The following is a 22,288-nucleotide window of genomic DNA, read 5'->3' as shown; positions in this document are numbered from 1 at the left end:
ATGAACGCAAACCCCTGGCTCGGTCTGGTCATCGGCCTGCTCACGCCCCTGGTGCTGGCCGGGGAAACCGGCATCGCCGCGCGGGTCAACGGCACCGACATCAGCAACTTCCGCCTGGAGCGGCACTTCGCCGACTACCTGAAGATCCAGGGCCGCCAGGTGGGCGCCATCCGCAGCCCGGCGGCCTACAAGCGCCTCAAGCGTGAAGCGCTGCAACAGCTGATCGACAAGGAACTGCTCTGGCAGGAGGCGGAGCGCCTGGGCGTGGCGGTGTCGGATGAGGAAATCACCGCCAGCCTGGCCGAGATGAAGGCCGCCTTCGCCGATTCCCAGGGCTTTGCCCGGGCATTGGATGAGGCCGGTTTCGACGAGGCCTCGTACCGTGACTACTTGCGCCACGAGCTGGTTGCCAGCCGCGTCCTCGACAAGATCGCCCAGGTGGACCAACCGAGCGACGCCGACGTGCGCGCGGCCTTCGAGAGCCTCAAGCCGCAGCTCGACCCGGCCATGGAAGAAGCCCACGCCCTGGCGCTGGTGCGCCAGTACCTCACCGGTCAGCGGGTAGCCCAGGGCCGCGAGCTGGCGCTGGAGAAGTTGCGCGAGAAGGGCAGGGTGGAAGTGCTGGTGGCGTTGTAGGGGCGAATTCATTCGCCAAGGGCCGCGCAGCGGCCCCAAGGGTGGACCACGCTTCACCGGTCCACCATCGGAGCCTCGATCGGGCGCCGTTGGTGGATGTAAAGAGCGACATCCACCCTTGCGCTGTGGGGGCGAATTCATTCGCCAAGGAGCCCGTAGGGCTTCCCCGAAAAGGCCATCCCCCACTTCTGGGTATAGCCACTGGCCAACATCGAGCATTCCCCCGGTTTTGGGGGAGCCCCCACCAGCGGGTGAAATGCCCCCATTGCAAATCAGTGACTTAGAGCCCCCTCCAGAGTCGGGTACGGCTGGCACGATGCGTGCGTATGTCCAGGCAAGGGCGGATGCCGGCATGGCCGGATCGCCAGGGCCCCTGGAGGTACATCGATGGACAGCCATCTCCACGCCGCGCAGCCTGCACCGGAGCGCTTCGAAACCGAGCTGATGCGCGATGCGCGCAAACGTTCGGCCGAGCTGGGGCTTCGCCTGGTGGATGCCCTGGACGAGTTGGCCGACCTGCCTCCCGATGCCTTCGCCCATCGCCTGGGCAACACCCTGCATTACCCCGTGCTGGCCTTCGAGGCCCTGGGCCGCAGCACCCCCGCCTTCGAGCGGATTCCCCTGGCGCTGGCTCTCAAGCGCGAATTCGTGCTGCTGGAGCTGGAGGGGGAAACCCTCGCGGTGTTCGCCGACCCCTTCGATGAGGCCCGCCTGGCCTGGATCGAGGAGCAGCGCCAGGGGGCGCCGTTGTACCTGGTCCATCCGCGCGAGCTGGCGGCTTTTCTCGAACGCCATGAAGAGAGCTTCCACGCCGTCGATTCCTTGCAGGCCGAAGCCGGCGCCGTGCAGGAACATGAGGCCCTGGAAACCCTGTCCCTGGCGCGCATCAGCGAAGACGCCAGCGTGGTGGTCAAACTGGTCAACTCCACCCTCTACGACGCCCTCAAGCTACATGCCAGCGACATCCACCTGGGCATGACCGGTAGCGGCCTGACCATCAAGTACCGCATCGACGGTGTGCTGGGTGGCGGCAGCCGGGTGCCCGGCGTGGAACTCGCCGAGCAGGTGATCTCGCGGGTGAAGGTGATGGCCGAGCTGGACATCGGCGAGAAGCGCGTGCCCCAGGACGGCCGCTTCAAGATCGGCATCAATGGCCGGCAGATCGATTTCCGCGTGTCCATCATGCCGAGCATCTTCGGTGAGGATGCGGTGCTGCGGGTGCTGGACAAACAGGACCTCGCCGACCAGGTCAATGGCGTGCGCCTGGAGGCGCTGGGCTTCGAGGCTGGCACCCTGCGCAGCCTGCGGCGTCTGGCCGCCGAGCCTTACGGCATGGTGCTGGTCACCGGCCCCACGGGCAGCGGCAAGACCACCACGCTCTACGCGATGATCACCGAGATCAACCACGGCGTGGACAAGATCATCACCATCGAAGACCCGGTGGAGTACCAGTTGCCGGGCGTGCTGCAGATTCCGGTGAACGAGAAGAAGGGCCTGACCTTCGCCCGGGGCCTGCGCTCCATCCTGCGTCATGACCCCGACAAGATCATGGTCGGCGAGATCCGCGACCCCGACACCGCGCAGATCGCCGTGCAGTCGGCGCTCACCGGCCACCTGGTGTTCACCACCATCCACGCCAACAACGTGTTCGACGTGATCGGCCGCTTCACCCAGATGGAAGTGGACCCCTATAGCTTCGTCTCGGCCCTCAACGCCGTACTGGCCCAGCGCCTGATCCGCCTGGCCTGCCCGAGCTGCGCCGAGGCCGTGCAGCCCAGCGAAGACGAACTGCTGGCCTCGGGCATCGACCCGGCCAGCGCGGGCGACTACCGCTTCGTCACCTGCCCGGGCTGCGGACGTTGCCGGGGCACCGGCTACCGCGGACGGACCGCCATCGCCGAACTGCTGCGCCTGGACGACGACATCCGCCAACTCATCATCGAGCGCCAGCCTATCAGCCGCATCAAGGAACTGGCGCTCAAGCGCGGCCTGCGCCTGCTGCGCACCTCGGCCCTGGACCTGGTCCGCGAAGGCCGCACCACGCTGGAGGAGATCAACCGTGTCACTTTCGTGGCCTGAGGCCTATACCGCCGTCCTTGGCCCGCGCAGCGTGGGCCTGTACCGGTGCCGCGACCGCCAGTGGCTCGGCAGCGTCGACTTCGACCGGGTCGGCGGCCTGGCCTGGCCGGGTGCAATGGCGGCCCTGGAATCGCTGCTGGCAGGCGGCAAGGCACGCCGGGCAACCCTGCGGGTGGTGCTATCCAGTCATTACACGCGCTTCTGCCTGGTGCCCTGGAGCGAGGCCATCAACAGCCCCGAGGAGCTGGCCGGCTACGCGCGGCTGTGCTTCGAGGACATCTACGGCGCCCTGGGCGAAGGCTGGAGCCTGCGCCTGTCGCCAGAGGCCGCCGGCCGGCCGCGCCTGGCCGCCGCACTGCCCGACGAACTGCTGGTGCAGCTGCGGGCGCTGGCCAAGGCCAAGGGCCTGCGCCTGGCCTCGGTGCAGCCCTACCTGATGGCCGCGTTCAACCACTACCGCGCCGCGCTGGCGATGGACGACTTCCTCTTCCTGGTGGCCGAACCCGGTCGCGGCAGCCTGCTTCTGGCCCGTGGCTGCCACTGGGTCGCGGTGCGCTCGGTGGCGCTGGACGATAGCGAGTCCGCCTTGAACGACCTGATTGCCCGCGAGGGCGAACTCCAGGGCCTGGAGCAGGACGCCCCGACCGCGCTTTACCTGCACGCTCCCGGCCGCGCCGGCCTGCCTGCTCCCGGCATCGCTTACCTGGATGCCGACCTGGGTGAAGGGCCGGTTGGCGATCCCCTGTACGCCATGGCGATGACGGTGAACTGACATGCGACCGATCGATCTCGACTTCCAGCACAGGCCCGTTTCCAGCGCCCCCGGCTGGATACTCCTGGGTGGCGGCATGCTGATGGGCGTGCTGATGCTCGTCGCACATCTGGAAACCGGCCGCGAGACCGAAGCCCGCCAGGCGGACCTGCAACGCGTCGAGCAGCACTTGCAGAAGCGGGGCCTGCGCCAGGCGCCGCTGTCGGCCACCGACGAGAAAGCCCACGCCGCCAGCGTGACGGAGATGCGCCGCATTACCGCGCAGATGAACCTGCCGTGGGACGGTCTGTTCGCCATGCTCGAGGCCCAGCCGCGCCAGGACGTCGCTCTGCTGGCCCTGGCCCCGGACGCGCGCAAGGGTCAGTTGCGCATCGCTGCCGAGGCCCGCGACCTGCCGGCGATGCTGGCCTTCCACCGCGAGCTGGAAGCCAGCGATGCCCTGAGCGATGTCTCGCTGCTCAATCACGAGATGGTGGCCGAACAGGCCGAGCGGCCCATCCGCTTCAACCTGCTGGCGACCTGGGAGGTGAAGGATGCGCGTCCCTAGGCTGATCCTCATCGAGCAGGCTCGGCGCCTGGGTTGGCCGGGGCTGGCCGGTGGCGTGCTGCTGGCGCTCGCCCTGGGCTACGGCCTGCTGGGCCTGCTGCCGGCGCGCCAGGCACTGGCCGCGATGACCCGCCAACTGGCCGAGGACCGCGCCCAACTGGCAGCCGCCGACGCCATCCCGTCCGGACAACGCGTGAGCGTTCCCGCGTCCGCGCAACTGGACGACTTTCGCCGCAACCTGCCGGCCCAGCTGGACGCTACCGGCGCCATCGACCGCATCTACGTCCTGGCGCAACAGGAGGGCATTGCCCTGGCGCGAGGCGAGTACGCCCTCGGGCTCGATCCCAGGACCCGCCTGGCGCGCTACCAGGTGCTGCTGCCGGTGCGTGGCAGCTACCCGCAACTGCGCCGCTTCCTCCATGGCCTGCAGGCGCAACTGCCGGCCCTGGCCCTGGAAGAGGTGGACCTGCAACGCAAGCAGATTGCCGACTCGGAACTCGAGGGGCGCATCCGCATGACCCTGTATCTGGCGAGGTGACCATGGCACGCAGTCTGTTCTGGTTGGCATTCCTCGGCGCGGCCGCCACCCTGGCGGTGGTCCCCGAATTCTTCGGCGAACAGGCCGAGCCCCTGGCCATGCCGCGCAGTCCGCTGCCGGCGGCGGTGGCCCGATCCACGCCGGACACCGCTCCGGTGCCGACGGCGCTGCCCGAGGCCGCGGTACCGGCTGCGGACCTGTTTGCCTCGCAGAGCTGGTACGTCGCCCCGCCGCCACCTCCGGCAATGGCCGCTGCGCCACCTCCCCCACCCGTCCGGCCCACGGCGCCGCCGCTGCCCTTCACGTTCATCGGCAAGCTGGATGATCGCCAGCAATTGCAGGTGTTCCTGCTGCGCGGCGAACAGGTGCTGGTGGTGCGTGAAGGCGACCTGATCGACAAGACCTACAAGGTCAAGCGCATCGACCCCGAGCGCATGACCCTGGTCTACCTGCCCCTGGACATCGCCCAGACCCTGGCCGTAGGGAGCGCACTATGAACCGCCTGGCGTGCTGTTTTGTCCTGGTGCTGCTGGCAGGCTGCGCCGCCAACCTGGCCCAGCGAGAAGGGCTGGACCTGATCGATGCGGGCCAGTTCGAGGAAGGCCTGGCCAAGCTGGAACAGGCTGCCCGTGAAGCGCCTCGCGACGCCGGCGCGCAGATGGCGCTGACCACTCAGCGTGAGCGGGCCGTGAGGGCCCTGCTGAGCAATGCCGACCTGGCCCGCAGCCAGCGGGATTTCGCCACCGCGACCCTCGGCTACCAGCGCGCGCTGCGCATCGAGCCGCACAACCAGCGGGCGCTGGATGGGCTGCACATGATCGAGCAGCAGCGCAACATCCAGGACATGCTGCGCCAGGGCCAGACCGACCTGCGCCGGGGTGATGTGGTGGGCGCGTCGCGGCAGGCGCGCGGCATCTTCGCCCTGGACCCGGAACACGAAGGCGCGCGTGAGCTGCAACGCAGCATCGAAGTCGTCCAGGCCCGCGCCGCCGTGCCCTACCCGCAGCTGCGTTCGCGGCTGGACCGGCCGGTGACCCTGGAATTCCGCGACGCCAACCTCAAGGTCATCTTCGAAGTGCTGGCGCAGACCTCGGGGCTGAACTTCATCTTCGACAAGGACGTGCCGCCGCAACTGAAGGCGACCATCTTCGTGCGCGAGGTGCCGATCGAGGATGCGGTGGAGCTGCTGCTGCAACAGAACCAGTTGCACCAGCGGGTGGTGAACGACAACACCATCGTCATCTACCCCGACTCGCCGCAGAAGCTGAAGGACTATCAGGACCTGGTGATGCGCACCTTCTACCTGACCAACACCGATGCCGCGACGGCGATGAACCTGGTCAAGACGCTGCTGAAAACCCGCGATGTGTTCATCGACGAGCGCCTCAACACCCTGACCATGCGCGACACCCCGGACGCGGTGCGCATGGCCGAGAAGCTGTTCCAGGCCCAGGACCAGTCCAACCCCGAAGTGGTGCTGGAAGTGGAAGTGATGGAAGTGGCCCGCCAGCGCATCCTCGACCTCGGCCTGCAGTGGCCGAACACCTTCGGGATACTCAGCGACGATGGCCAGCCGGTGAGCATCCTCGACCAGCTCAAGGGCATCGATTCCGGGCGCATCAGCATCTCGCCGTCGCCGCAGTTGAAGATCAACGCCCAGGACAACGACGTGAACACCCTGGCCAGCCCGGTGATCCGCGTCAGCAACCGCGAGCAGGCGCGTATCCACATCGGCCAGCGGGTGCCCATCGTCAGCGCCACCTCGGTACCGTCCACCCAGGGGCCGGTGATCACCGAGAGCATCACCTACCTCGATGTCGGCCTGAAGCTGGAGGTGCAGCCCACGGTGCACCTGAACAACGAGGTGGCCATCAAGATCGCCCTGGAGGTGAGTAACGCCACGCCGCTGACCCCGACCCAGCAGGGCACCATTCCGGTCCAGGTGGACACCCGCAACGCCCAGACCACCCTGCGCCTGCGTGACGGCGAAACCCAGGTGCTGGCGGGCCTGGTGCGCAACGACCAGGCCAACTCCGGCAACAAGATCCCGGGCCTGGGTGACATTCCCGGCCTCGGCCGGCTGTTCGGCAGCAACAAGGACACGGTCGGTAAATCCGAGCTGGTGCTGTCCATCACCCCGCGTATCGTGCGCAACCTGCCGTACCAGAGCCCCTACGACATGGAATTCCCGTCCGGCACCGAAAGCAGCATGCGTGTCCCCACCGTGCGCGGGCCGGTGGAGGCGCTGGGCGTGGAACTGCCGGATGCGCCGGCGGTGGTGGTCAACCCCACGCCCATCAACGGGAGACACTGAACCATGAAGCGCCAGGCTGCGTTCTCGCTGATCGAACTGGTGATCGCCATGGCCATCATCGGCCTGCTCGCCAGCATCGCCGCGCCGTTGGCCGAAACGGTCATCCGTCGCGGCAAGGAGCAGGACCTCAAGACCGCGCTGCACCAGATTCGCGATGCCATCGATACCTACAAGCTGGCGGCCGATGCCGGGCATATCGAGAAGTCCGCGACCAGCTCCGGTTATCCGCCGTCGCTGCAGGCCCTGGTGGATGGTGTGCGCGACCTGCGCAGCATCAAGGGCGAGCGCCTGTACTTCCTGCGGCGCATCCCCCGCGACCCCTTCGCCGACGCGCGCCTGGACCCGCGGGAAAGCTGGGGCCTGCGTGCCTACTCCAGCCCCGCGGACGACCCGCGGCCCGGTGTGGACGTGTTCGACGTGTACTCCCTGGCCGCCGGCAACGGCCTCAACGGCACGCCTTACCGGGAGTGGTGAACATGGCACGGCAAAAGGGCTTCACCCTCATCGAACTGCTGGTGGTCATGGCCATCATCGCCACCCTGATGACCATTGCCGTGCCGCGCTATTTCTCCAGCCTGGAGAACTCGAAGGAGACCACCCTGCGCCAGAGCCTGGCGGTGATGCGCGAGGCCCTCGACCAGTTCTACGGCGACACCGGGCGCTATCCTGATTCGATAGAGGAACTGGTTGCCCAGCGCTACCTGCGCGCCCTGCCACTGGACCCGATCGCCGAGCGCACGGACCTGTGGGTGCTCCTGCCGCCCCCGGACGGCGCACCGGGCAGCGTTTATGACGTCAAGAGCGGCGCCCCGGGACGGGCGCGGGACGGGAGTCTCTATGCGGACTGGTGAGCAGGGTTTCACCTACCTCGGCGCGCTCTTCCTCATCCTGCTGATGGGGATGTCGCTGGCCGGCGCGGGGCAGCTCTGGTCCACCGCCAGCCAGCGTGCCCGCGAGCGCGACCTGCTCTGGGTCGGCAGCCAGTACGCCCAGGCCCTGCGCAGCTACTACCGGGCTTCTCCAGGCGTGGCCCAGTACCCGGCGGCGCTGGAGGACCTGCTGGAAGACAACCGCTTCCCCCAACCCCAGCGCCACCTGAGAAGGCTCTACCCCGACCCGGTCACGGGCACCGCCGATTGGGGGTTGATCCGCTCCTTCGACGGGCGTATCGCCGGCATCTACAGCCAATCCCGGCAGCGGCCCCTGAAGCAGGCGCACTTCCCCGCGCAGTGGATTGAATTCGAAGGCTTGGGCAGCTACGCCGATTGGCGCTTCGTGGCCGAGAAAGCCTTCATGGAAGGCACGCCGACGAGGGCCACGCCATGAAGCGCACCCCATTGCTGGCCGTCCTGGTGCTGCTATGCGCACTGGGTACGGCGCGCGCCGACGAAGACGAGATCATGGGCTTCATCGTCGACTACACGATTTCCCACATCGGCCACGACTTCTACCGCTCCTTCAGCGAGCGCCTGCGCGACACCAGCAAGCTGGACTTCAACCTGGTGGTACGCGAACGCCCCGATGCCCGCTGGGGCAGCCTGATCTGGGTGGAGTACGAACAGCGCGTGCTCTACCGGCAATTTCTGCCACCTAACACCGCAGAACTGAAACCCACTGCCTACGCGGCGGCGGACCTGGTGTTGGAGGCCATTGCGCAGCAGAAGCTGCAGCGCCTCCTGCAAGACACCCACGACCTGGAGAGGGATGAACTATGAACAAGAACAGACTTTCCCTGCTGCTGCTCGGATTCGGCCTGATCGGTTCGGTCCAGGCCACCGAGCTGGTGTACACCCCGGTCAACCCGTCGTTCGGCGGCAACCCGCTGAATGGCACCTGGCTGCTGAACAACGCCCAGGCACAGAACGACCATGACGACCCGGACGCCAGCAGCTCTGCGGCCAGTCGCCAGTCGGCCCTGCAGCGCTTCACCAGCTCACTGGAGTCGCGCCTGCTCTCGCAACTGCTGACCAATATCGAGGACGGCAACACCGGCAGCCTCACCACCGACTCTTTCATCATCAACATGATCGATGACGGTGGCGAGCTGTCGATCGTCATCACCGACCGGGCCACGGGCGAAGTCTCGGAAGTGGTCGTCAACGGCCTGCTCCCCTAACTCCGGCATCGACAGGAAGCCACGACCATGAACAGAGTGCTGATGCTGGTCCTGCTACTCGCCACCTTGCAAGGCTGCGGTCTGCGCGAGCCGATGCCGGCCGACACCGAGGGCCAGACCCCAACCCTGACGCCGCGCGCCTCGACCTATTACGACCTGATCAACCTGCCTCGGCCCAAGGGGCGCCTGGTGGCCGCGGTGTACGGGTTCCGCGACCAGACCGGCCAGTACAAGCCGACGCCGGCCAGCTCCTTTTCCACCAGCGTCACCCAGGGCGCCGCCAGCATGCTGGTGGATGCACTGCAGGCCAGCGGCTGGTTCATGGTGCTGGAACGTGAAGGCCTGCAGAACGTGCTGACCGAACGCAAGATCATCCGCGCGTCGCAGAACAAGCCCAACACCCCGGCGAACATCCAGACCCAACTGCCGCCCTTGCAGGCCGCCAACCTGCTGCTGGAAGGCGGCATCATCGCCTACGACACCAACGTCCGCAGCGGTGGCGAAGGCGCGCGCTACCTGGGTATCGGTGCGTCCCACGAGTACCGCGTCGACCAGGTCTCGGTGAACCTGCGCGCGGTGGACGTGCGCAGCGGCATGGTGCTGGCCAACGTGATGACCACCAAGACCATCTACTCGGTGGGCCAGAGCGCCAGCGTGTTCAAGTTCATCGAGTTCAAGGAACTGCTGGAGGCTGAGGCCGGTTACACCACCAACGAACCGGCGCAGCTGTGCGTGCTGTCGGCCATCGAATCCGCCGTGGCCCACCTCATTGCCCAGGGCGTGGAACGCCGGCTGTGGTCGGCCGCAGGGGAAAAGCCGCTGGAGCAGACCTCGCTGAAGAAATACCTGGGCGGGGCGCAGGCTTCGATCCAGTAGATCGACAGCGCCGCCATACGGGGCCGCTGCGCGGCCCTTTCTCGAATAAATTCGCTCCCACCATGCGGCTGCCGGACTCGTAGGATGGCGTGGAGCGAAGCGATACCCATCATTCAGCCCGTGCTGACTTCCACTGGTGGGCTGAAAGCCCACGCTACAAACTGAGGGTGCGCAGCCCAACGTGCAGGGGCGAGACATGGGCATGTTGGGCTTCGCTTCGCTCTGCGCCAACCTACGGGGCCGCTGCGCGGCCCATCGCGAATGAATTCGCTCCCACAGGGTTAGCCCCGGCCAGGCACGTTCAGTGCGTAGGGTGAATAACGCTCTTTTTATCCACCATCGGTGCATTGCCGGAGTCCGGCTGGTGGACAGAAAAGCGTGGTCCTCTCCCTACATGGAGATCGCGGTCACCACTGGCTCCTGCTCCACCTCATCCACCCACCAGCGCAGGTGGGCTTCCACTCGGGTGGAGGCGGGCATGTGCAGGCTATTGCGCACCGGGCATATCTCATCGGCCATTCCGCGCTGGCGTGACTGGCTGCGGCCGGCGGGGCCCTGGGCGATGACCAGGAGTTCGTAGCGGATGGCGGGCGTGGGCGGGTCGAAGCACAGGCGCAGTTCGGCCAGGCCGGGGGCCTGGGGGGTGAGCTGGAGGCTGGCGCTGGCCAGCAGGGCGGCGAGGAGCATGGGAAAAAAGCCGCCGCCCACAGTGGGCGGCGGCTTCGGGGGGATTACTGCTGGACGACGGTGGCGGTGTTGCCGGTGCCGTTCTGGTCGACGGTGGCGGTCATGCGGAAATTGCTCTGGGTGACCGTGGCCTGGTTGCTCCAGCCCGCCTGGCTGACGACGGAGAGGTTGTTCATGTCGGCCTGGATGATGGTGGCCGAGTTGCCGCCGCCAGCGCTCTGGTAGGTCTGGCTCAGGTTGCCGCTGCCGGACTGGTCGATCTCGACGCTGTTGCCGGTGCCTTCGCTGTAGCCCTCAGCGAGGTTGCCGCCGTCACGCTGGGCGACCACCAGGGTGTTGCCGTCGCCTTCCTGGTCGAAGTACAGCTCGTTGAAGTTGCCCTCCTGGGTGAAGTTGGCGGTGTTGCCGTTGCCGTTCTGGCTCAGTTCCACGACCTGGTCGTTGCCGAACTGGCCACCCTCCTGCGCACCCTGCCAGTTGCTGGCATAGACGTTGTTGTCGTTGCCGGTCTGGTTGACGGTGAGGCTCAGGTTTTCACCTTCCTGGTAGGTCAGGGCGAGGTTGCTGTCGCCGGCCTGGGTGACGGCTGTGGTCGAGTCGGTGGTTTCGTACTGGTCCGCCCATGCGGCGTTGGTGTTGCCGATCTGGGTCACGCTGGCCTCATTGCCCGAGCCGAAGCTCTGGTCGACGACCAGTTCGTTGAGTTCGCCGCCGCCCTGGTCGACGTTGGCCCGGCTGCTTTCCTGCTCGGTCTGCCAGACCTCGATGTAGCCGGTTTCGCCGCTCTGGAACACCTCCACCTGGTTGCCGGTGCCTTGGCTCTGGTCGACGTAGGCGATATTGGCCCCGCCCGATTGCAGGATGCTGATGGTGCTGCCGGTCTGGTCCACCTGCCAGGTGCCAGCCTCATTCAGGGTGCCGCTTTGGTCGATGGTGGTGGTGTTGCCGGTGCCGAAGAGCTGCTCGGCATCGGCGATGTTCTCCGAGTCCGCCTGGGTGATGTTGACGGTGCTGGCGGTCTGGGTGTCCTGGATGCTGAACGCGCGGTTGTCGTTACCGTTCTGGGTGACGTTGGCATGGCTGTTCTGGTTGAACCACTGTTCGCTGTGGGCGCCGTTCCACTCACCGGTCTGGTTGTGGGTGACCTGGCTTTCGGTTTCCGTGCCCTGGATGCCGGTGGAGGCGTTGTACTCGCCATTCTGGGTCTGGGTGACGGTGCCGACTCCGTCCTGCTGGTCGGCGAACGCATCGTTGTCGTCGCCGGTCTGGTCCTGGGTCGCGGTGCTGAAGCCTGCAGTGGTCTGCAGTACCTCGGCGACGTTCTCGATGCCGCTCTGGAGCTGGGTCGAAGTGCTGTCGTCGGCGAGAGCCTGGATGCTGACCAGGGTCAGGATAGCGGCAGCAAGGGGTTTGTACTGGAACATGGTATTGCCTCCTGGGAGTGATTCCCTGCGAATCGTTCGGGTCTTGAGTTCGTCGCCTTCAGTGCTGGATCACCTGCACGCTCAGGCCGTTGCCATGTTGGGTAATGCTGCTGTTCAGTCCCTCCCCGGACTGAGCGATGGATGCGCTGTTGTAGGCGCCAACCTGGTCGATCTGGGCCTGGTTGTAGGCGCCGCTCTGAGAGATGTAGGCCTGGTTGCCCACGCCTTGTTGAGTGATGGAAGCCAGGTTCGCCACGCCCTCCTGGAGGATGTAGGCCTCCTGGTCGCTGCCGTTCTGCACGATCTGCCCCAGCAACGACTGGCCGCTTTGGCTCAGCAGCGCGACGTTCGCTTCACCCACCTGGCGTATCAGGGCCTGTTGGTCCAGGGACACGCTTTGTGGGCTGGCGAGGTCGGCATTGCCGCCGGCCAGGTCGAAGTTCTCCATCAGGTCCGCCGCCGGCAGCGCACCGCTGCCCAGCCCGAAGGCGAGCAGGGTGGTGATGCGCAGCACGGTGGCGGTATTCATGGCCGGCTCCTAGCGGGTGACCAGGGGGACGGTACGCACCGTGCCCTGGGACGAGGTGATGGTCGCCGTCGGGTTAGCACTCGGGACCACGTTGGTGGTGGTCACCGACAGCCGCCAGCGCCCGCTCAGCGGCACCACCACGGTGCCCAGGTCCTGCGGGCCGTTGGTGGTGGTCACCCGGACCCGGACGCTGTTGCCGGTGGTCACCGAGCTTTGGCCGTCCAGGCTCCAGGTCACACGGTTGCCGGAACGGAGGGTGAACTCGGCGGTGCCCACCGTCAGGTTCTCGGCAGTGGCCGGCGGTGGTGACACTGTCACCCTCACCTCGACCGGGGCGGAGAGGGCGCCGAAGGCGTCCCGCGCCTGGTAGGCGAAGATGGCGGTGAAGGTGGCGGTGACCGAGGCTGGCGGCGTGTAGGTGATGGTGGTGCCATCGGTGCTCGCGCTGCCCTGGCCAGTGGCCGGCTGGGTCAGGTTGACCACGGTCAGCGGCACGTTGCCTTCCGGATCACTGTCGTTGGCCAGCACGTTCAGGGTCAGCGGTACGCCCAGGGTGGCGCCGTTATCGGCGATCCCGACCGGCGGCTGGTTGGGGCTGACGCTGACGGTGACCGTGGCCGGCGCCGATGCCTCGCCGCGAACGTCCAGGGCGCGGTAGGTGAAGGTGGCGGTGAGCGGGCTGTTGACCACCGGCGGCGGGGTGTAGACCACCGTGGTGCTGCCGTTCAGGGTCACGCTGCCGAGTCCGGCGTCGGGCTGGGTGAGCCCGGTGATGGTGAGCGGCAGGTCACGCTCGCCGTCCGCGTCACTGTCGTTGGTCAGCACGCTGATGGTCACCGGCACGCCAAAGCTGGTGCTGGCGCTGTCCTCGCTGGCCACCGGTGCCTGGTTGGGTACTTCTTCCGGTGCGCTGCCGACCACCGCGACGGCCTCGGTGTCGGCACCGCCTGCGGCGGATTTCACTGTGACCACGGCCGGCGGCTGCGCCAGGTCGGTGACCCGCAGGATCTGCAGGGGGCCGGCCTTGGTCATGCGGCCAAAGCCCTGGGCGGCAAGATCGGGGATCTGCACCTCATCGCTGGAGCTGGCCTCGATGGTCAGCGAGCGATCGGCCCAGGCGTAGCGGGCGCTGGTGATCTTCACCACGTCCGTGACTTCGCGGGAGGTCGACGTGGGCTTGGTGAGACCCGATGGGTCGGTGCCCGTGACCACCACGAAGGGCGGCAGCACGGCCGGAGCCGGGTTCTGGGCGAAGAAGTAACCGGAGCCGTCGTTGACCATCTCCGCCAGGCAGGCCGGCGGGGTTCCGCCTTCTACCAGCTCCAGGGTTTCCCGGTAGCAGAACTCGGCGTTCGCCGGGCCATTGGCGAACACTTCCAGGCGCGTGCCCTGGCTGGTGCGGCGGTAGCTGGCCCGTTCGATGTCCACCGGGGTGGCGCTGCGGGAGTCGAAGATCTTGCCGGAGACCGAGAACAGCTCGGTGCGGATGGTCCCCGCCGGGCCGGAAATCTCGACGTAGTTAGTGCCCAAGGGGCTGCCGGTCACCGTCGAGGGGATATTGGGGTCGCCGATGAACAGCTCCTCTTCACCCGTTTCCGGGTTGGTGGCCGGGTAGGGCGCACCGGGGCCCTTCAGGAACGGACCAACGTCGCCGGTGAGGGCGCCGTTGAAGACCCCCTGCGCGCCGATGCCGATGTCGCGGGTCATGTTGATGGCGCGGCGGCCACCGCCGTCGGCGGCCTGGGCAGCCGTCACCTCGAAGGTTTCCACGCCGTAGGGGTGGGTGACCGTGTAGGTGCCCGGCTGCGGGACGTTGGCGCGAATCCGGATGCGCGCGAAGCTCTGCTGGTCGCCGGCACGGGGCAGTTCCAGGGCGAACGCAGCCTCAATGGCAGCGGTGTACACCTCCAGCCCATAGGTGCTGTTGCCCACTGCTGGAATATTGGCTTCGGCCATGAACCAGAAGAGTTCGCTGGGCCAGTTGTTGGGGAAGACCATCGGCTGGGCGTCGTCGAACACGCCCGGCTCCAGGATCAGGGTGCACATGTACGAGCCCGGCACGAGGGGGCTCTGGGCCTTGGACTGGCAAAGCTCCAGGCTGAGGTCGTCGTTGTCCTGGTACCAGTGGGGGAATTGGCCTGTGGAGGCCGTGTAGGGACCGGCGTCGACCGCCTTGAGGGCGGCCTCGGCCGCATCGATACCCTCGACGGCGAGACCCAGGGTGGTGAGAAGCAGGCAGGGCCACTTGTTCATGTTGCCTCCTGGCGCTTGAGCGCTCGGCTCTGGGTTCGCTTAGGGAAGAATGACCACTTCTTCGGTATCACTGCCGCCACCGCCCGAGGTGACGGTCACCTTCGCCGGCGGGGTTGGCGTGATGCCGGTGGTGAGCGACTTGATCGCGCCGTCGCCACTGAGCGCACCGATGGCGGCGCCGCTGCTGGCGGTGGCGGTGAGCGCCGGCGGCGAGGTTTCGTCGCTGCTGCTGGCGACCACGGTGAGCTGGCCGGAGGACAGGCTGTACTCGGCGCGCTGGATCTGCACCAGGTCCACCAGCGGGGCAGCCAGCGTGGTGGGAGTGCTTTCCGGAATGGCCACGCTGTTATCAGCGGTGATCGAAACGCTGGCCGGCAGCGTGGGGTTGCTGGCCGACTGGCCGTACCAGTTGCCGGTGGCGTTCGCTTCGGTCATGGCCACGGCGGCGTCGGCACTGTCTTCATAACTGGCGGTGCCGGAGGGCGGCGGGGCCATGACGAAGACGTCCTGCTGGGCGCTGGCCCCTGCTTCGCCGGCACTGCGCGAGTAGGTGGAGCGTTGCACGATCACCGGAGTCGGGCGGACCACGTCGGACAACTTGCCGGATACGGTGAACAGGTTGGTGCGCAGGTCGATGCCGTCTGGGCCCTGGATGCGCAGGTAGTTGGTGTTGAAGGGGCTGCCGGTCACCGCTTCTGCCAGGTTGGGGTCGCCGATGAAGCGCTCCGTCGCCGAAGTTTCCGGGTTCACTTCCAGGTACGGGCCGTTGACGCTGCGCAGGAACGGGCCGATGTCGCCGCCCAGGGCGCCGGTGTAGGTCTTGGGCGCTCCGATGCCGATGTCGCGGGTCATGTTGATCGCGCCGCCGCCGTCGGTGCCGAAGTCGTCCGCAGTGACTTCGAAAACCTCCACGCCATAGGGGTGGGTGACGGTGTAGGTGCCGATGGTGGGGACATCCACCCGGATGCGGATACGGGCGAAGCTGATCTGGTCGCCTTCGGCGGGTTCTTCAACGGCGAAGGCGGCTTCGATGGCGGCGCCGTAGGACAGGTCGATGCCACTGGTCGCATCGGTGATGGCGGCGTCAGCGGTGAACCAGAAGGCCTCCGGCGGGAAGTTGGTGGGGAACACCAGCGGCTGCGCGTCGTCGTACACGCCCGGTTCCGGCAGCAGCGAGCACATGTAGCTGGGGGCACCCGGCGCGCCCGGTACTCGAGTGCTCTGGGCCTTGGACAGGCACAGGTCGAGGGTGCGGCCATGGGTGTCCTGGTACCAGGCTGCAAACGAGCCGATATCGGGGTTGTAGGGACCGGGGTCAACGGCGTACAGGGCGGCGGGTACTTGTTCGGCTGCGACGACGAAGAAGAACGACGTGGTGGCCTTGGCGATTGTGCGTTGCATGAGCATTCCCTCTTGCAATGTTGGGGCCCTCCCTGCGGATGTTCTGCGCCACAGGCTGGCTGACCGGCCCTTCGCAACGACCGTGCCAGTGTTTCGAAATCATGCTTGGAAGCCGCGTGGTGCAACGCTTGCGTGGCTGGCGAAAAAATCCGCGAACCCGGCCGGGAAGGTGGGGGAGTCCCCCATAACTGGGTGAATTTGGGGGGAGCGGGGACGCTGGGGAACGGTTGGGGAATCTGGGAGAGGCCATGTAGCCAGGGCCTTTCAGGCCATTCAGGGAAACAGGCCTGTTTTATGCAGAGGTACTGACGTCCAGGCTGCCCGGTTGGCACGACGGGTCCAACCCATCACGCAACGCATAGGAAAGCTTCCATGAGCGCTCTGTCTGTGATCTGGGATAAGTACACCACCGGCAAGACCGGCGACTCACCGCCCTCACAGTTCAACCTGTTGCGTTGGTTCTCTCTGGTCAGCCTGGTGGTGATCGCCAGCGTGGCCATCGGTCTCGGGATTATCTCCACGCGCTTCGTGGTGACCGAGAGCATCGAGCGTGATGCCATGCTCAGCTCGCAATTCATCCAGTCCATCGCCCAGGCCGAGACTCGTCATGTGGCGCTGCCGGCGAGCATGACCATGGGCGAGCTGCTCGATGCCCGCCAGGATGGCCACCACCCGCAAAGTATGCTGGAAGCGCGGCAGCGGGCACGCAACGAATTCCTCGACCACCTCACCATGCTGCCCGATGCCCTGCTGGCCAATATCTACGGCGCCGACCGGGTCATCGTCTGGTCCACCAACCCGGCGCTGGTGGGCAAGGACATGACGGGCAACGACGACCTGGAGACGGCCTTCTCCTCGCCCCGGCAGGTGGCGTCCAGCTATGACGAAGTGACCGGCGGGCGCAGCGAGCAGAAGTTCCTCCGCGCGCCACGCACCCTGTTCATCGAGAACTACATCCCGCTGCTGGACGACAACGGCAACGTCGCCTCGGTGGTGGAAATCTACAAGGAGCCCCGCGACCTGGTGCAGCGCATCCAGCGCGGCTTCGTGTTGATCTGGCTGGCCACGGCGTTAGGCGGCGGGGTGATCTACTTCGGCCTGTACTGGATCGTGCGGCGCGCCTCGGGACTGCTGGCCAAGCAGCAGAACCTGCTGATCGCCAACGAAACCTTCGTCGCCCTGGGGGAAATGTCCTCGGCGGTGGCCCACAGCCTGCGCAACCCGCTGGCCGCGATCCGTTCCAGTGCCGAGCTGGCCCGGGAGCTGGTGGAGCCCCCGGTGCGCAAGAACGTCGACGACATCATCAGCCAGGTCGACCGCATGTCGAAGTGGGTACGTGAGCTGCTCATTTCGGCCCGCCCGCTGTCCGGTGATTCCGAAGTGGTGGAGCCGGTGGCGGTGATCAACGAGACGCTGCGCGGCTTCGAACAGCAGATCCGCCATTCCGGCATACGCGTGGAATTCCAGGCCGAAGCCGCACCGGCGGTGGTCAGCCATCGGGTGCTGCTGGCCCAGGTGCTCAACAGCCTGTTCGCCAATGCCATCGAAGCCATGCCCGGTGGTGGCTTGCTGCGCGTCGAACTGCGTCCGGACAGCAGTGGCAGGCGCCTGCTGCTGGCCATTACCGATACCGGCCAGGGCATGTCGCGCAAGCAGGAAACCATGGCGTTCAAGCCCTACTACACCACCAAGCAGGGTGGGCTGGGCGTGGGCCTGGTCATGGTCAAGCGGATCATGGAGCGCTTCGGCGGCAAGGTCAGCCTGACCAGCCGCGAGCGCGAAGGCACGCGCATCTGCCTGAACTTCAAGGTCGCGGGAGGGCGAGGCTGATGGAACATAGCGTCCTGATCGTCGAAGACGACGAGTTGCTGGCCGGCAACATCCAGACCTACCTCGTGCGCAAGAACATCGAGGCCATGGTGTGCCACTCGGCGGAAGAGGCCCTGGAACTGCTGGAGCAGCAGGTGCCCGACGTGCTGCTCACCGACAACTCCCTGCCCGGCATGAGTGGCCATGAGCTGATCCGCCAGGTCAGCGCCCGCGCGCCGCAGATCAAGCCGATCATGATGACCGGCTACGGCAACATCGAAGACGCGGTGCAGGCGATGAAGGCGGGCGCCTTCCACTACCTGACCAAGCCGGTTGCCCTGGCCGAGCTCAAGCTGCTGCTGGACAAGGCTCTGGAGGCCCAGCGCCTGGAGCACAAGCTGGACTTCTACCAGACCCGCGCGGCGCAGGATGCCGGGCTGGCGGCGCTGATCGGCGAGTCGACGGCCATGCTCGAAGTCAAATCCATGGTGCGCCAGTTGCTGGATGCCGAAAGCCGCATGGCCAATGCCGAACTGCCTGCCGTGCTGGTGGAGGGCGAAACCGGCACCGGCAAGGAACTCATCGCCCGCGCCCTTCACTTCGATGGCGCGCGGTGCCGTGGGCCCTTTGTCGAATTCAACTGCGCGTCGATTCCCGCACACCTGCTGGAGGCCGAACTCTTCGGCCACGAGAAGGGCGCCTTCACCGATGCCAAGGACCGTCGCCTGGGTCTGGTGGAAGCGGCCGATGGCGGCACCCTGTTCCTCGACGAAGTGGGCGAGATGGACCTGGCGTTGCAGGCCAAGCTGCTCAAGCTGCTGGAAGACCGCACCATTCGCCGTATCGGCTCGGTGAAGGAGCGCAAGGTCAACCTGCGCATCATCAGCGCCACCAACTGCAACCTCGAACAGATGGTGCAGCAGGGCAAGTTCCGCCGGGACCTGTTCTTCCGCTTGCGCATCATCTCCATTTGCGTGCCGCGCCTGTACGCCCGTGGCGACGACGTCCTGCTGCTCGCCCGGCACTTTCTCAAACAGCACGGCAAGCGTTACGGCAAGACGGGGCTGCAGTTCTCCGCCGAAGCCGAACACCTGCTGCAGAGCTACAGCTGGCCGGGCAACGTGCGCGAGCTGCGCAATATGCTGGAGCAGACCGTGCTGCTGGCCCAGAACAGCCTGGTGACCGCCGCCCAGCTGCACATCTGCCCGAGCCTGGTGGAAGACGCCACCGGCCACTACCGCACCCATGCCAATGGCAATGGCAATGACAACGCCGGTGAGCCCGAGGCCGAGCGGGACATGGTCATCAAGATGCTCGACAAGACCGACTGGAACGTCACCAAGTCCGCCCGCCTGCTGGGCCTGACGCGGGACATGCTGCGCTACCGAATCGAAAAACTGGGCCTGGTCCGGCCGGATCGTCGTCACTGATCCGCCACCAGGATCCGGCGCCTGCGGGCGCCACAGTTCCCTAGCACTCCCTCTCGCCCATACGGGAGGAGGAGATCCTTCTGGCCGGGCTGCGATCCTGCTCGCATCGCTGCATCGTCCACCGGGGCCGGTGCCCTCACACCGGCCCCGCTTTCTTATTCCAGGCGTCAGTTCCGCACGGGACTGGCGCCTTTATTTGTGTGTGTGCGATTTCAATGGCTGATTGGCCCTTGGGCCGACCTTCCTCGATTTGCCAGTCAGATCCAAGATGCCCCCTTATAGGGGGCCAAAAACAAGATCCACGCTCTACGAACGTGGATCTTTACTGTCGTTGCTCGCCGCACCTCACTAGAAACAGAGGCGACACTTCACACAAAACTTTCAGATATATCTCATCGACAGACCTCGAGCGTAATTTCTAGGCTCTCTTCTCCACAGTCAGTGGAGTTGCCCCATGTACAACCCCGTCTACAAGTTCCACTCCAGGCTGAGCATTTAGGACGTCGAGTGCAACCTGTAGGTGCTCTCGTTCGAGGGGCGTGAAACTTTTAACCAGACCTGCCAATTAAAAATAGAACTGGGCAGAAAATGAATGTTTCTTGATCTGGGTGGAGCTAGGTGCTGGAGCAGAACTTAGGAAAAATCTACTGGAAGAGGGGGTAAATGGAAAGCATTGGTCGTGAATGTTTGTCTTGTCAGATTTTAAGTTGGCGTGTGGCAAGCTAAAAGCGCTAGGGGCGAGACTTTATCTTAGGTAAGTCTGTTATGTTAGTTCGCTTGGATTGTGCCTCTCAAAGGAATTGACAATGATTGAAAAATATAGGTTTTCACGAGAAATAAAGAATCAAATTAAAGCTCTATATGAATATGATAATTACCATGGTCCTCTTGCTGTTTTTAAGACTTTCAGCTGGATTATTCTGGCGATCTTGGCCGTTCAGTTTGTCGCGTTATGTTATCCGATATCGCTGTTGGTTATTGGGTCGCGACAGAGAGCGTTGGCGACTGTTTTGCACGAAGCATCTCATGGCATCCTAGCCAAAAACAAAAAGTTAGAGTTAGTTCTAGGTACGTTTTTTTCTGGGTACCTGATTTTTCAAACATGGGGGAGCTATAAAAAATCGCATACCCTTGATCATCATCACAAGCTTGGTGATTCTGGAAAAGATCCCGATTTCAAATATTACCAAGACTCTGGGGTTTTTGAAGTAGAAACTAGGGCTGGTTTCATTTATAAGCATCTAGTCAAGCCGGCACTGTTTTTGAATGTATTCAAAAGCCTCAAGTATCTTATAAATAACAGGTTTTTGCGTGCTAAAAATCCAAAAGAGCTTGTTGGGGTCGTTTTATCGCAAGTATGTTTGTTTCTGGTTTTTTATTTTAGTGTTGGTGTTGAAGGCTATTTCTTGTTCTGGATGATTCCCTATCTCACAACTTTCCAGGCTTTAACTTGGTTTATAGAGTTGGCAGAGCACTACCCTATGATCGCTACTGCAAAGACAGACCTATGTGCTACTCGCAACAGATTCAGCCATCCTGTCGAGAGCTTTTTCACTGGGATGCATGGTGAAAATTTTCATCTGATACATCACTTATTTCCAGCGGTGCCATATTGGAATCTTAAAAGGGCACGCCAAGTTCTACTGAAGGACAGAAATTACGCGGCCGCTAATGCAAGTTTTGGAGGTATATTCATATCTTCAAATTTCGCCCCTTCTATGTGGGGTGTGATCATCAAAAATCACCAAAACAATACGGACTATCAAGAATATGCAAGCTAGTAAAATAATGGCTAAAGGAATATTTTTTGCCTTATGCGCCGCTGCTTTAAATGCCACTATAGGAATTTTAAGCAAAACTTTAATGATGTCTGGGTTTGTGGCAAGTAGCATAGCCTTCCTTAAGACATTGCTTGGTTTTTTATTTTGTGCTTACTTACGCCTTTCTTGAAGTCGGGGGTTTCTCAAGTCAGAGCCTATCAGGCCGCTCTCTGTGCTTTTCTGGGGATATTTGTCTTGTTTTATTTTGAAACATCTGCATATGGCGCCGTATCGGCGGCGACAGTGGTTGTTATTTTGATGGCGTCCGCTAGTGTTTCCTCAATTATTATCAGTAGGGCTCTGTTAAAGGAGCCAATTACGATCAACTCCACTCTTGGTGCTGCTATTGCTATTTTTGGAGTTGTTCTGGTGTTTGGCAATAGTCTAGGTGATAGGTTAACTCTGACAGGGGGAGGCTTAGCCGCTATAGCCGGTTCCGGTTATGGCGCATTTTCGGTGGTGATGAAGAAAATGAAGCTGAATGGCGGTCTGATCTTCACAAGGCAACTACTATTGTACGGTTCAATTTGTTTGCTGGTTCCTGCTAGTGCAGATGGGTTTGTTTTTGGAGAGATCACACCCTTGGCCGCATTTTCCCTATTAGGTTTGGCTGTTTTGCCTACTATATTAGGGTTTTATTGTACTACTAAGGCCATAGACTGCCTAAGTCCACCGCAGGTGCAAGCAACTGAACTAACCGAGCCTATATTTGCAGGGTTGTTGGCGTTCGTGGTGATCGGGGAAAGTCCAAGTAATAACTTGCTCGTTGGTGGTGCTTTTATAATTTTGGGGTTGTGTGTTTCTAATGGGTTGATAAAGATTAAAAGATCACTAGGTTCTAAAGTGGGACGCAATCTTGTTAAGTGATGTGTGTCGCCCTAGTATATCTTTTTCAGGACTTCATAGTGGGTAAAGAAATTCCAGTTGATATGGAAAAATTGTCAGGGTGACAGTTGTGCTACGGATTTTTCGTTGTTGCGGTAGGGGTTGATATAACGAGAGAGCCGTAAATAACCACAGGCTTATTTCAGGCGCCAGCCTCGCAAGAGGCTGGCGC

General features: G+C 63.8%; 21 protein-coding genes and 1 pseudogene. 17 read left to right on the top strand and 5 right to left on the bottom strand.

Going from position 1 to position 22,288, the window contains the following annotated elements; translation table 11 throughout:
- From THL1_RS24800 to THL1_RS24740, 13 genes are all read left to right on the top strand, one after another.
- Nucleotides 1–636 (top strand): SurA N-terminal domain-containing protein, encoded by a 636-nt coding sequence (locus tag THL1_RS24800; protein ID WP_069085721.1) that lies wholly within the window; start codon nt 1–3, stop codon nt 634–636.
- 387 nt (nt 637–1,023) lie between these two features.
- A complete protein-coding gene (locus THL1_RS24795; protein WP_069085720.1) occupies nt 1,024–2,715 on the top strand; it encodes a GspE/PulE family protein in 1,692 nt (563 codons plus the stop codon).
- A complete protein-coding gene (locus tag THL1_RS24790; RefSeq protein ID WP_069085719.1) occupies nt 2,696–3,487 on the top strand; it encodes a hypothetical protein in 792 nt (263 codons plus the stop codon). Before THL1_RS24795 ends, THL1_RS24790 begins: the two co-directional genes overlap by 20 nt.
- Nucleotide 3,488: 1 nt before the next feature.
- Nucleotides 3,489–4,034 (top strand): pilus assembly protein, encoded by a 546-nt coding sequence (locus THL1_RS24785; RefSeq protein ID WP_069085718.1) that lies wholly within the window; start codon nt 3,489–3,491, stop codon nt 4,032–4,034.
- Nucleotides 4,021–4,572 (top strand): GspMb/PilO family protein, encoded by a 552-nt coding sequence (locus THL1_RS24780; protein WP_069085717.1) that lies wholly within the window; start codon nt 4,021–4,023, stop codon nt 4,570–4,572. Before THL1_RS24785 ends, THL1_RS24780 begins: the two co-directional genes overlap by 14 nt.
- A 2-nt stretch (nt 4,573–4,574) precedes the next feature.
- On the top strand, nt 4,575–5,069 hold the full coding sequence (locus THL1_RS24775; protein ID WP_069085716.1) for a secretion system X translation initiation factor: 495 nt from the start codon (nt 4,575–4,577) through the stop codon (nt 5,067–5,069).
- Entirely contained in the window at nt 5,066–6,886 is a 1,821-nt protein-coding gene (locus THL1_RS24770; protein ID WP_069085715.1) for a secretin N-terminal domain-containing protein, read from the top strand. Before THL1_RS24775 ends, THL1_RS24770 begins: the two co-directional genes overlap by 4 nt.
- Nucleotides 6,887–6,889: 3 nt before the next feature.
- Nucleotides 6,890–7,360 (top strand): type II secretion system protein, encoded by a 471-nt coding sequence (locus THL1_RS24765; RefSeq protein ID WP_069085714.1) that lies wholly within the window; start codon nt 6,890–6,892, stop codon nt 7,358–7,360.
- A gap of 2 nt (nt 7,361–7,362) precedes the next feature.
- A complete protein-coding gene (locus THL1_RS24760) occupies nt 7,363–7,737 on the top strand; it encodes a type II secretion system protein (protein ID WP_069085713.1) in 375 nt (124 codons plus the stop codon).
- Nucleotides 7,724–8,212: a type II secretion system protein gene (locus THL1_RS24755; protein ID WP_083246005.1), complete on the top strand. Its 489-nt coding sequence runs from the start codon at nt 7,724–7,726 to the stop codon at nt 8,210–8,212. The genes THL1_RS24760 and THL1_RS24755 overlap by 14 nt, the downstream gene beginning before the upstream one ends.
- The gene (gene csgE / locus THL1_RS24750; protein ID WP_069085711.1) at nt 8,209–8,601 is read left to right on the top strand and encodes a curli production assembly/transport protein CsgE; all 393 of its coding nucleotides are present in this window, start codon (nt 8,209–8,211) and stop codon (nt 8,599–8,601) included. The genes THL1_RS24755 and csgE overlap by 4 nt, the downstream gene beginning before the upstream one ends.
- On the top strand, nt 8,598–9,002 hold the full coding sequence (locus tag THL1_RS24745) for a curli assembly protein CsgF (RefSeq protein WP_069085710.1): 405 nt from the start codon (nt 8,598–8,600) through the stop codon (nt 9,000–9,002). Before csgE ends, THL1_RS24745 begins: the two co-directional genes overlap by 4 nt.
- A gap of 27 nt (nt 9,003–9,029) precedes the next feature.
- A complete protein-coding gene (locus THL1_RS24740; RefSeq protein ID WP_069085709.1) occupies nt 9,030–9,878 on the top strand; it encodes a CsgG/HfaB family protein in 849 nt (282 codons plus the stop codon).
- A 390-nt stretch (nt 9,879–10,268) separates the two neighbouring features.
- On the opposite strand, the gene THL1_RS24735 is transcribed toward THL1_RS24740, so the two are convergent.
- Genes THL1_RS24735 through THL1_RS24715 form a run of 5 tightly spaced genes read right to left on the bottom strand, consistent with a single transcriptional unit; the run spans nt 10,269 to nt 16,172 of the window.
- Nucleotides 10,269–10,565, bottom strand: coding sequence for a hypothetical protein (locus THL1_RS24735; protein WP_069085708.1), 297 nt, complete (start codon nt 10,563–10,565; stop codon nt 10,269–10,271).
- Between the two features lie 44 nt (nt 10,566–10,609).
- On the bottom strand, nt 10,610–11,989 hold the full coding sequence (locus tag THL1_RS24730; protein ID WP_069085707.1) for a curlin: 1,380 nt from the start codon (nt 11,987–11,989) through the stop codon (nt 10,610–10,612).
- 58 nt (nt 11,990–12,047) lie between these two features.
- The gene (locus tag THL1_RS24725; RefSeq protein WP_069085706.1) at nt 12,048–12,518 is read right to left on the bottom strand and encodes a curlin; all 471 of its coding nucleotides are present in this window, start codon (nt 12,516–12,518) and stop codon (nt 12,048–12,050) included.
- Nucleotides 12,519–12,527: 9 nt separating this feature from the next.
- On the bottom strand, nt 12,528–14,771 hold the full coding sequence (locus THL1_RS24720) for an Ig-like domain-containing protein (RefSeq protein ID WP_069085705.1): 2,244 nt from the start codon (nt 14,769–14,771) through the stop codon (nt 12,528–12,530).
- 39 nt (nt 14,772–14,810) lie between these two features.
- Nucleotides 14,811–16,172: a hypothetical protein gene (locus tag THL1_RS24715; protein ID WP_069085704.1), complete on the bottom strand. Its 1,362-nt coding sequence runs from the start codon at nt 16,170–16,172 to the stop codon at nt 14,811–14,813.
- A gap of 372 nt (nt 16,173–16,544) precedes the next feature.
- Between THL1_RS24715 and THL1_RS24710 the strand changes: the two genes are divergently transcribed.
- The 4 genes and pseudogenes from THL1_RS24710 (at nt 16,545) to THL1_RS29290 (ending at nt 22,098) form a co-directional block, all read left to right on the top strand.
- Nucleotides 16,545–18,002 (top strand): sensor histidine kinase, encoded by a 1,458-nt coding sequence (locus THL1_RS24710; RefSeq protein ID WP_069085703.1) that lies wholly within the window; start codon nt 16,545–16,547, stop codon nt 18,000–18,002.
- A complete protein-coding gene (locus THL1_RS24705; protein WP_069085702.1) occupies nt 18,002–19,411 on the top strand; it encodes a sigma-54-dependent transcriptional regulator in 1,410 nt (469 codons plus the stop codon). The genes THL1_RS24710 and THL1_RS24705 overlap by 1 nt, the downstream gene beginning before the upstream one ends.
- Nucleotides 19,412–20,217: 806 nt before the next feature.
- Nucleotides 20,218–21,192: a guanitoxin biosynthesis L-arginine gamma (S) hydroxylase gene (gene gntB, locus THL1_RS29295; RefSeq protein WP_083246004.1), complete on the top strand. Its 975-nt coding sequence runs from the start codon at nt 20,218–20,220 to the stop codon at nt 21,190–21,192.
- A pseudogene (locus tag THL1_RS29290) lies at nt 21,182–22,098 on the top strand (DMT family transporter). Before gntB ends, THL1_RS29290 begins: the two are co-directional and overlap by 11 nt.
- Nucleotides 22,099–22,288 lie beyond the last annotated feature (190 nt).

Origin of the sequence: Pseudomonas sp. TCU-HL1 (assembly GCF_001708505.1) — a bacterium.
Taxonomy (GTDB): Bacteria; Pseudomonadota; Gammaproteobacteria; order Pseudomonadales; family Pseudomonadaceae; genus Metapseudomonas.
The sequence above is the reverse complement of the archived record's forward strand: the minus strand, read 5'-3'. Positions and strand labels throughout refer to the sequence as shown.

What these genes read in the sequence shown, in the direction of transcription:
- THL1_RS24800 (WP_069085721.1), top strand. Translation starts at nt 1, where the DNA reads ATGAACGCAAACCCCTGGCTCGGTCTGGTCATCGGCCTGCTCACGCCC.
- THL1_RS24795 (WP_069085720.1), top strand. Translation starts at nt 1,024, where the DNA reads ATGGACAGCCATCTCCACGCCGCGCAGCCTGCACCGGAGCGCTTCGAA.
- THL1_RS24785 (WP_069085718.1), top strand. Translation starts at nt 3,489, where the DNA reads ATGCGACCGATCGATCTCGACTTCCAGCACAGGCCCGTTTCCAGCGCC.
- THL1_RS24780 (WP_069085717.1), top strand. Translation starts at nt 4,021, where the DNA reads ATGCGCGTCCCTAGGCTGATCCTCATCGAGCAGGCTCGGCGCCTGGGT.
- THL1_RS24775 (WP_069085716.1), top strand. Translation starts at nt 4,575, where the DNA reads ATGGCACGCAGTCTGTTCTGGTTGGCATTCCTCGGCGCGGCCGCCACC.
- THL1_RS24770 (WP_069085715.1), top strand. Translation starts at nt 5,066, where the DNA reads ATGAACCGCCTGGCGTGCTGTTTTGTCCTGGTGCTGCTGGCAGGCTGC.
- THL1_RS24765 (WP_069085714.1), top strand. Translation starts at nt 6,890, where the DNA reads ATGAAGCGCCAGGCTGCGTTCTCGCTGATCGAACTGGTGATCGCCATG.
- THL1_RS24760 (WP_069085713.1), top strand. Translation starts at nt 7,363, where the DNA reads ATGGCACGGCAAAAGGGCTTCACCCTCATCGAACTGCTGGTGGTCATG.
- THL1_RS24755 (WP_083246005.1), top strand. Translation starts at nt 7,724, where the DNA reads ATGCGGACTGGTGAGCAGGGTTTCACCTACCTCGGCGCGCTCTTCCTC.
- csgE (WP_069085711.1), top strand. Translation starts at nt 8,209, where the DNA reads ATGAAGCGCACCCCATTGCTGGCCGTCCTGGTGCTGCTATGCGCACTG.
- THL1_RS24745 (WP_069085710.1), top strand. Translation starts at nt 8,598, where the DNA reads ATGAACAAGAACAGACTTTCCCTGCTGCTGCTCGGATTCGGCCTGATC.
- THL1_RS24740 (WP_069085709.1), top strand. Translation starts at nt 9,030, where the DNA reads ATGAACAGAGTGCTGATGCTGGTCCTGCTACTCGCCACCTTGCAAGGC.
- THL1_RS24735 (WP_069085708.1), bottom strand. Translation starts at nt 10,565, where the DNA reads ATGCTCCTCGCCGCCCTGCTGGCCAGCGCCAGCCTCCAGCTCACCCCC.
- THL1_RS24730 (WP_069085707.1), bottom strand. Translation starts at nt 11,989, where the DNA reads ATGTTCCAGTACAAACCCCTTGCTGCCGCTATCCTGACCCTGGTCAGC.
- THL1_RS24725 (WP_069085706.1), bottom strand. Translation starts at nt 12,518, where the DNA reads ATGAATACCGCCACCGTGCTGCGCATCACCACCCTGCTCGCCTTCGGG.
- THL1_RS24720 (WP_069085705.1), bottom strand. Translation starts at nt 14,771, where the DNA reads ATGAACAAGTGGCCCTGCCTGCTTCTCACCACCCTGGGTCTCGCCGTC.
- THL1_RS24715 (WP_069085704.1), bottom strand. Translation starts at nt 16,172, where the DNA reads ATGCAACGCACAATCGCCAAGGCCACCACGTCGTTCTTCTTCGTCGTC.
- THL1_RS24710 (WP_069085703.1), top strand. Translation starts at nt 16,545, where the DNA reads ATGAGCGCTCTGTCTGTGATCTGGGATAAGTACACCACCGGCAAGACC.
- THL1_RS24705 (WP_069085702.1), top strand. Translation starts at nt 18,002, where the DNA reads ATGGAACATAGCGTCCTGATCGTCGAAGACGACGAGTTGCTGGCCGGC.
- gntB (WP_083246004.1), top strand. Translation starts at nt 20,218, where the DNA reads ATGATTGAAAAATATAGGTTTTCACGAGAAATAAAGAATCAAATTAAA.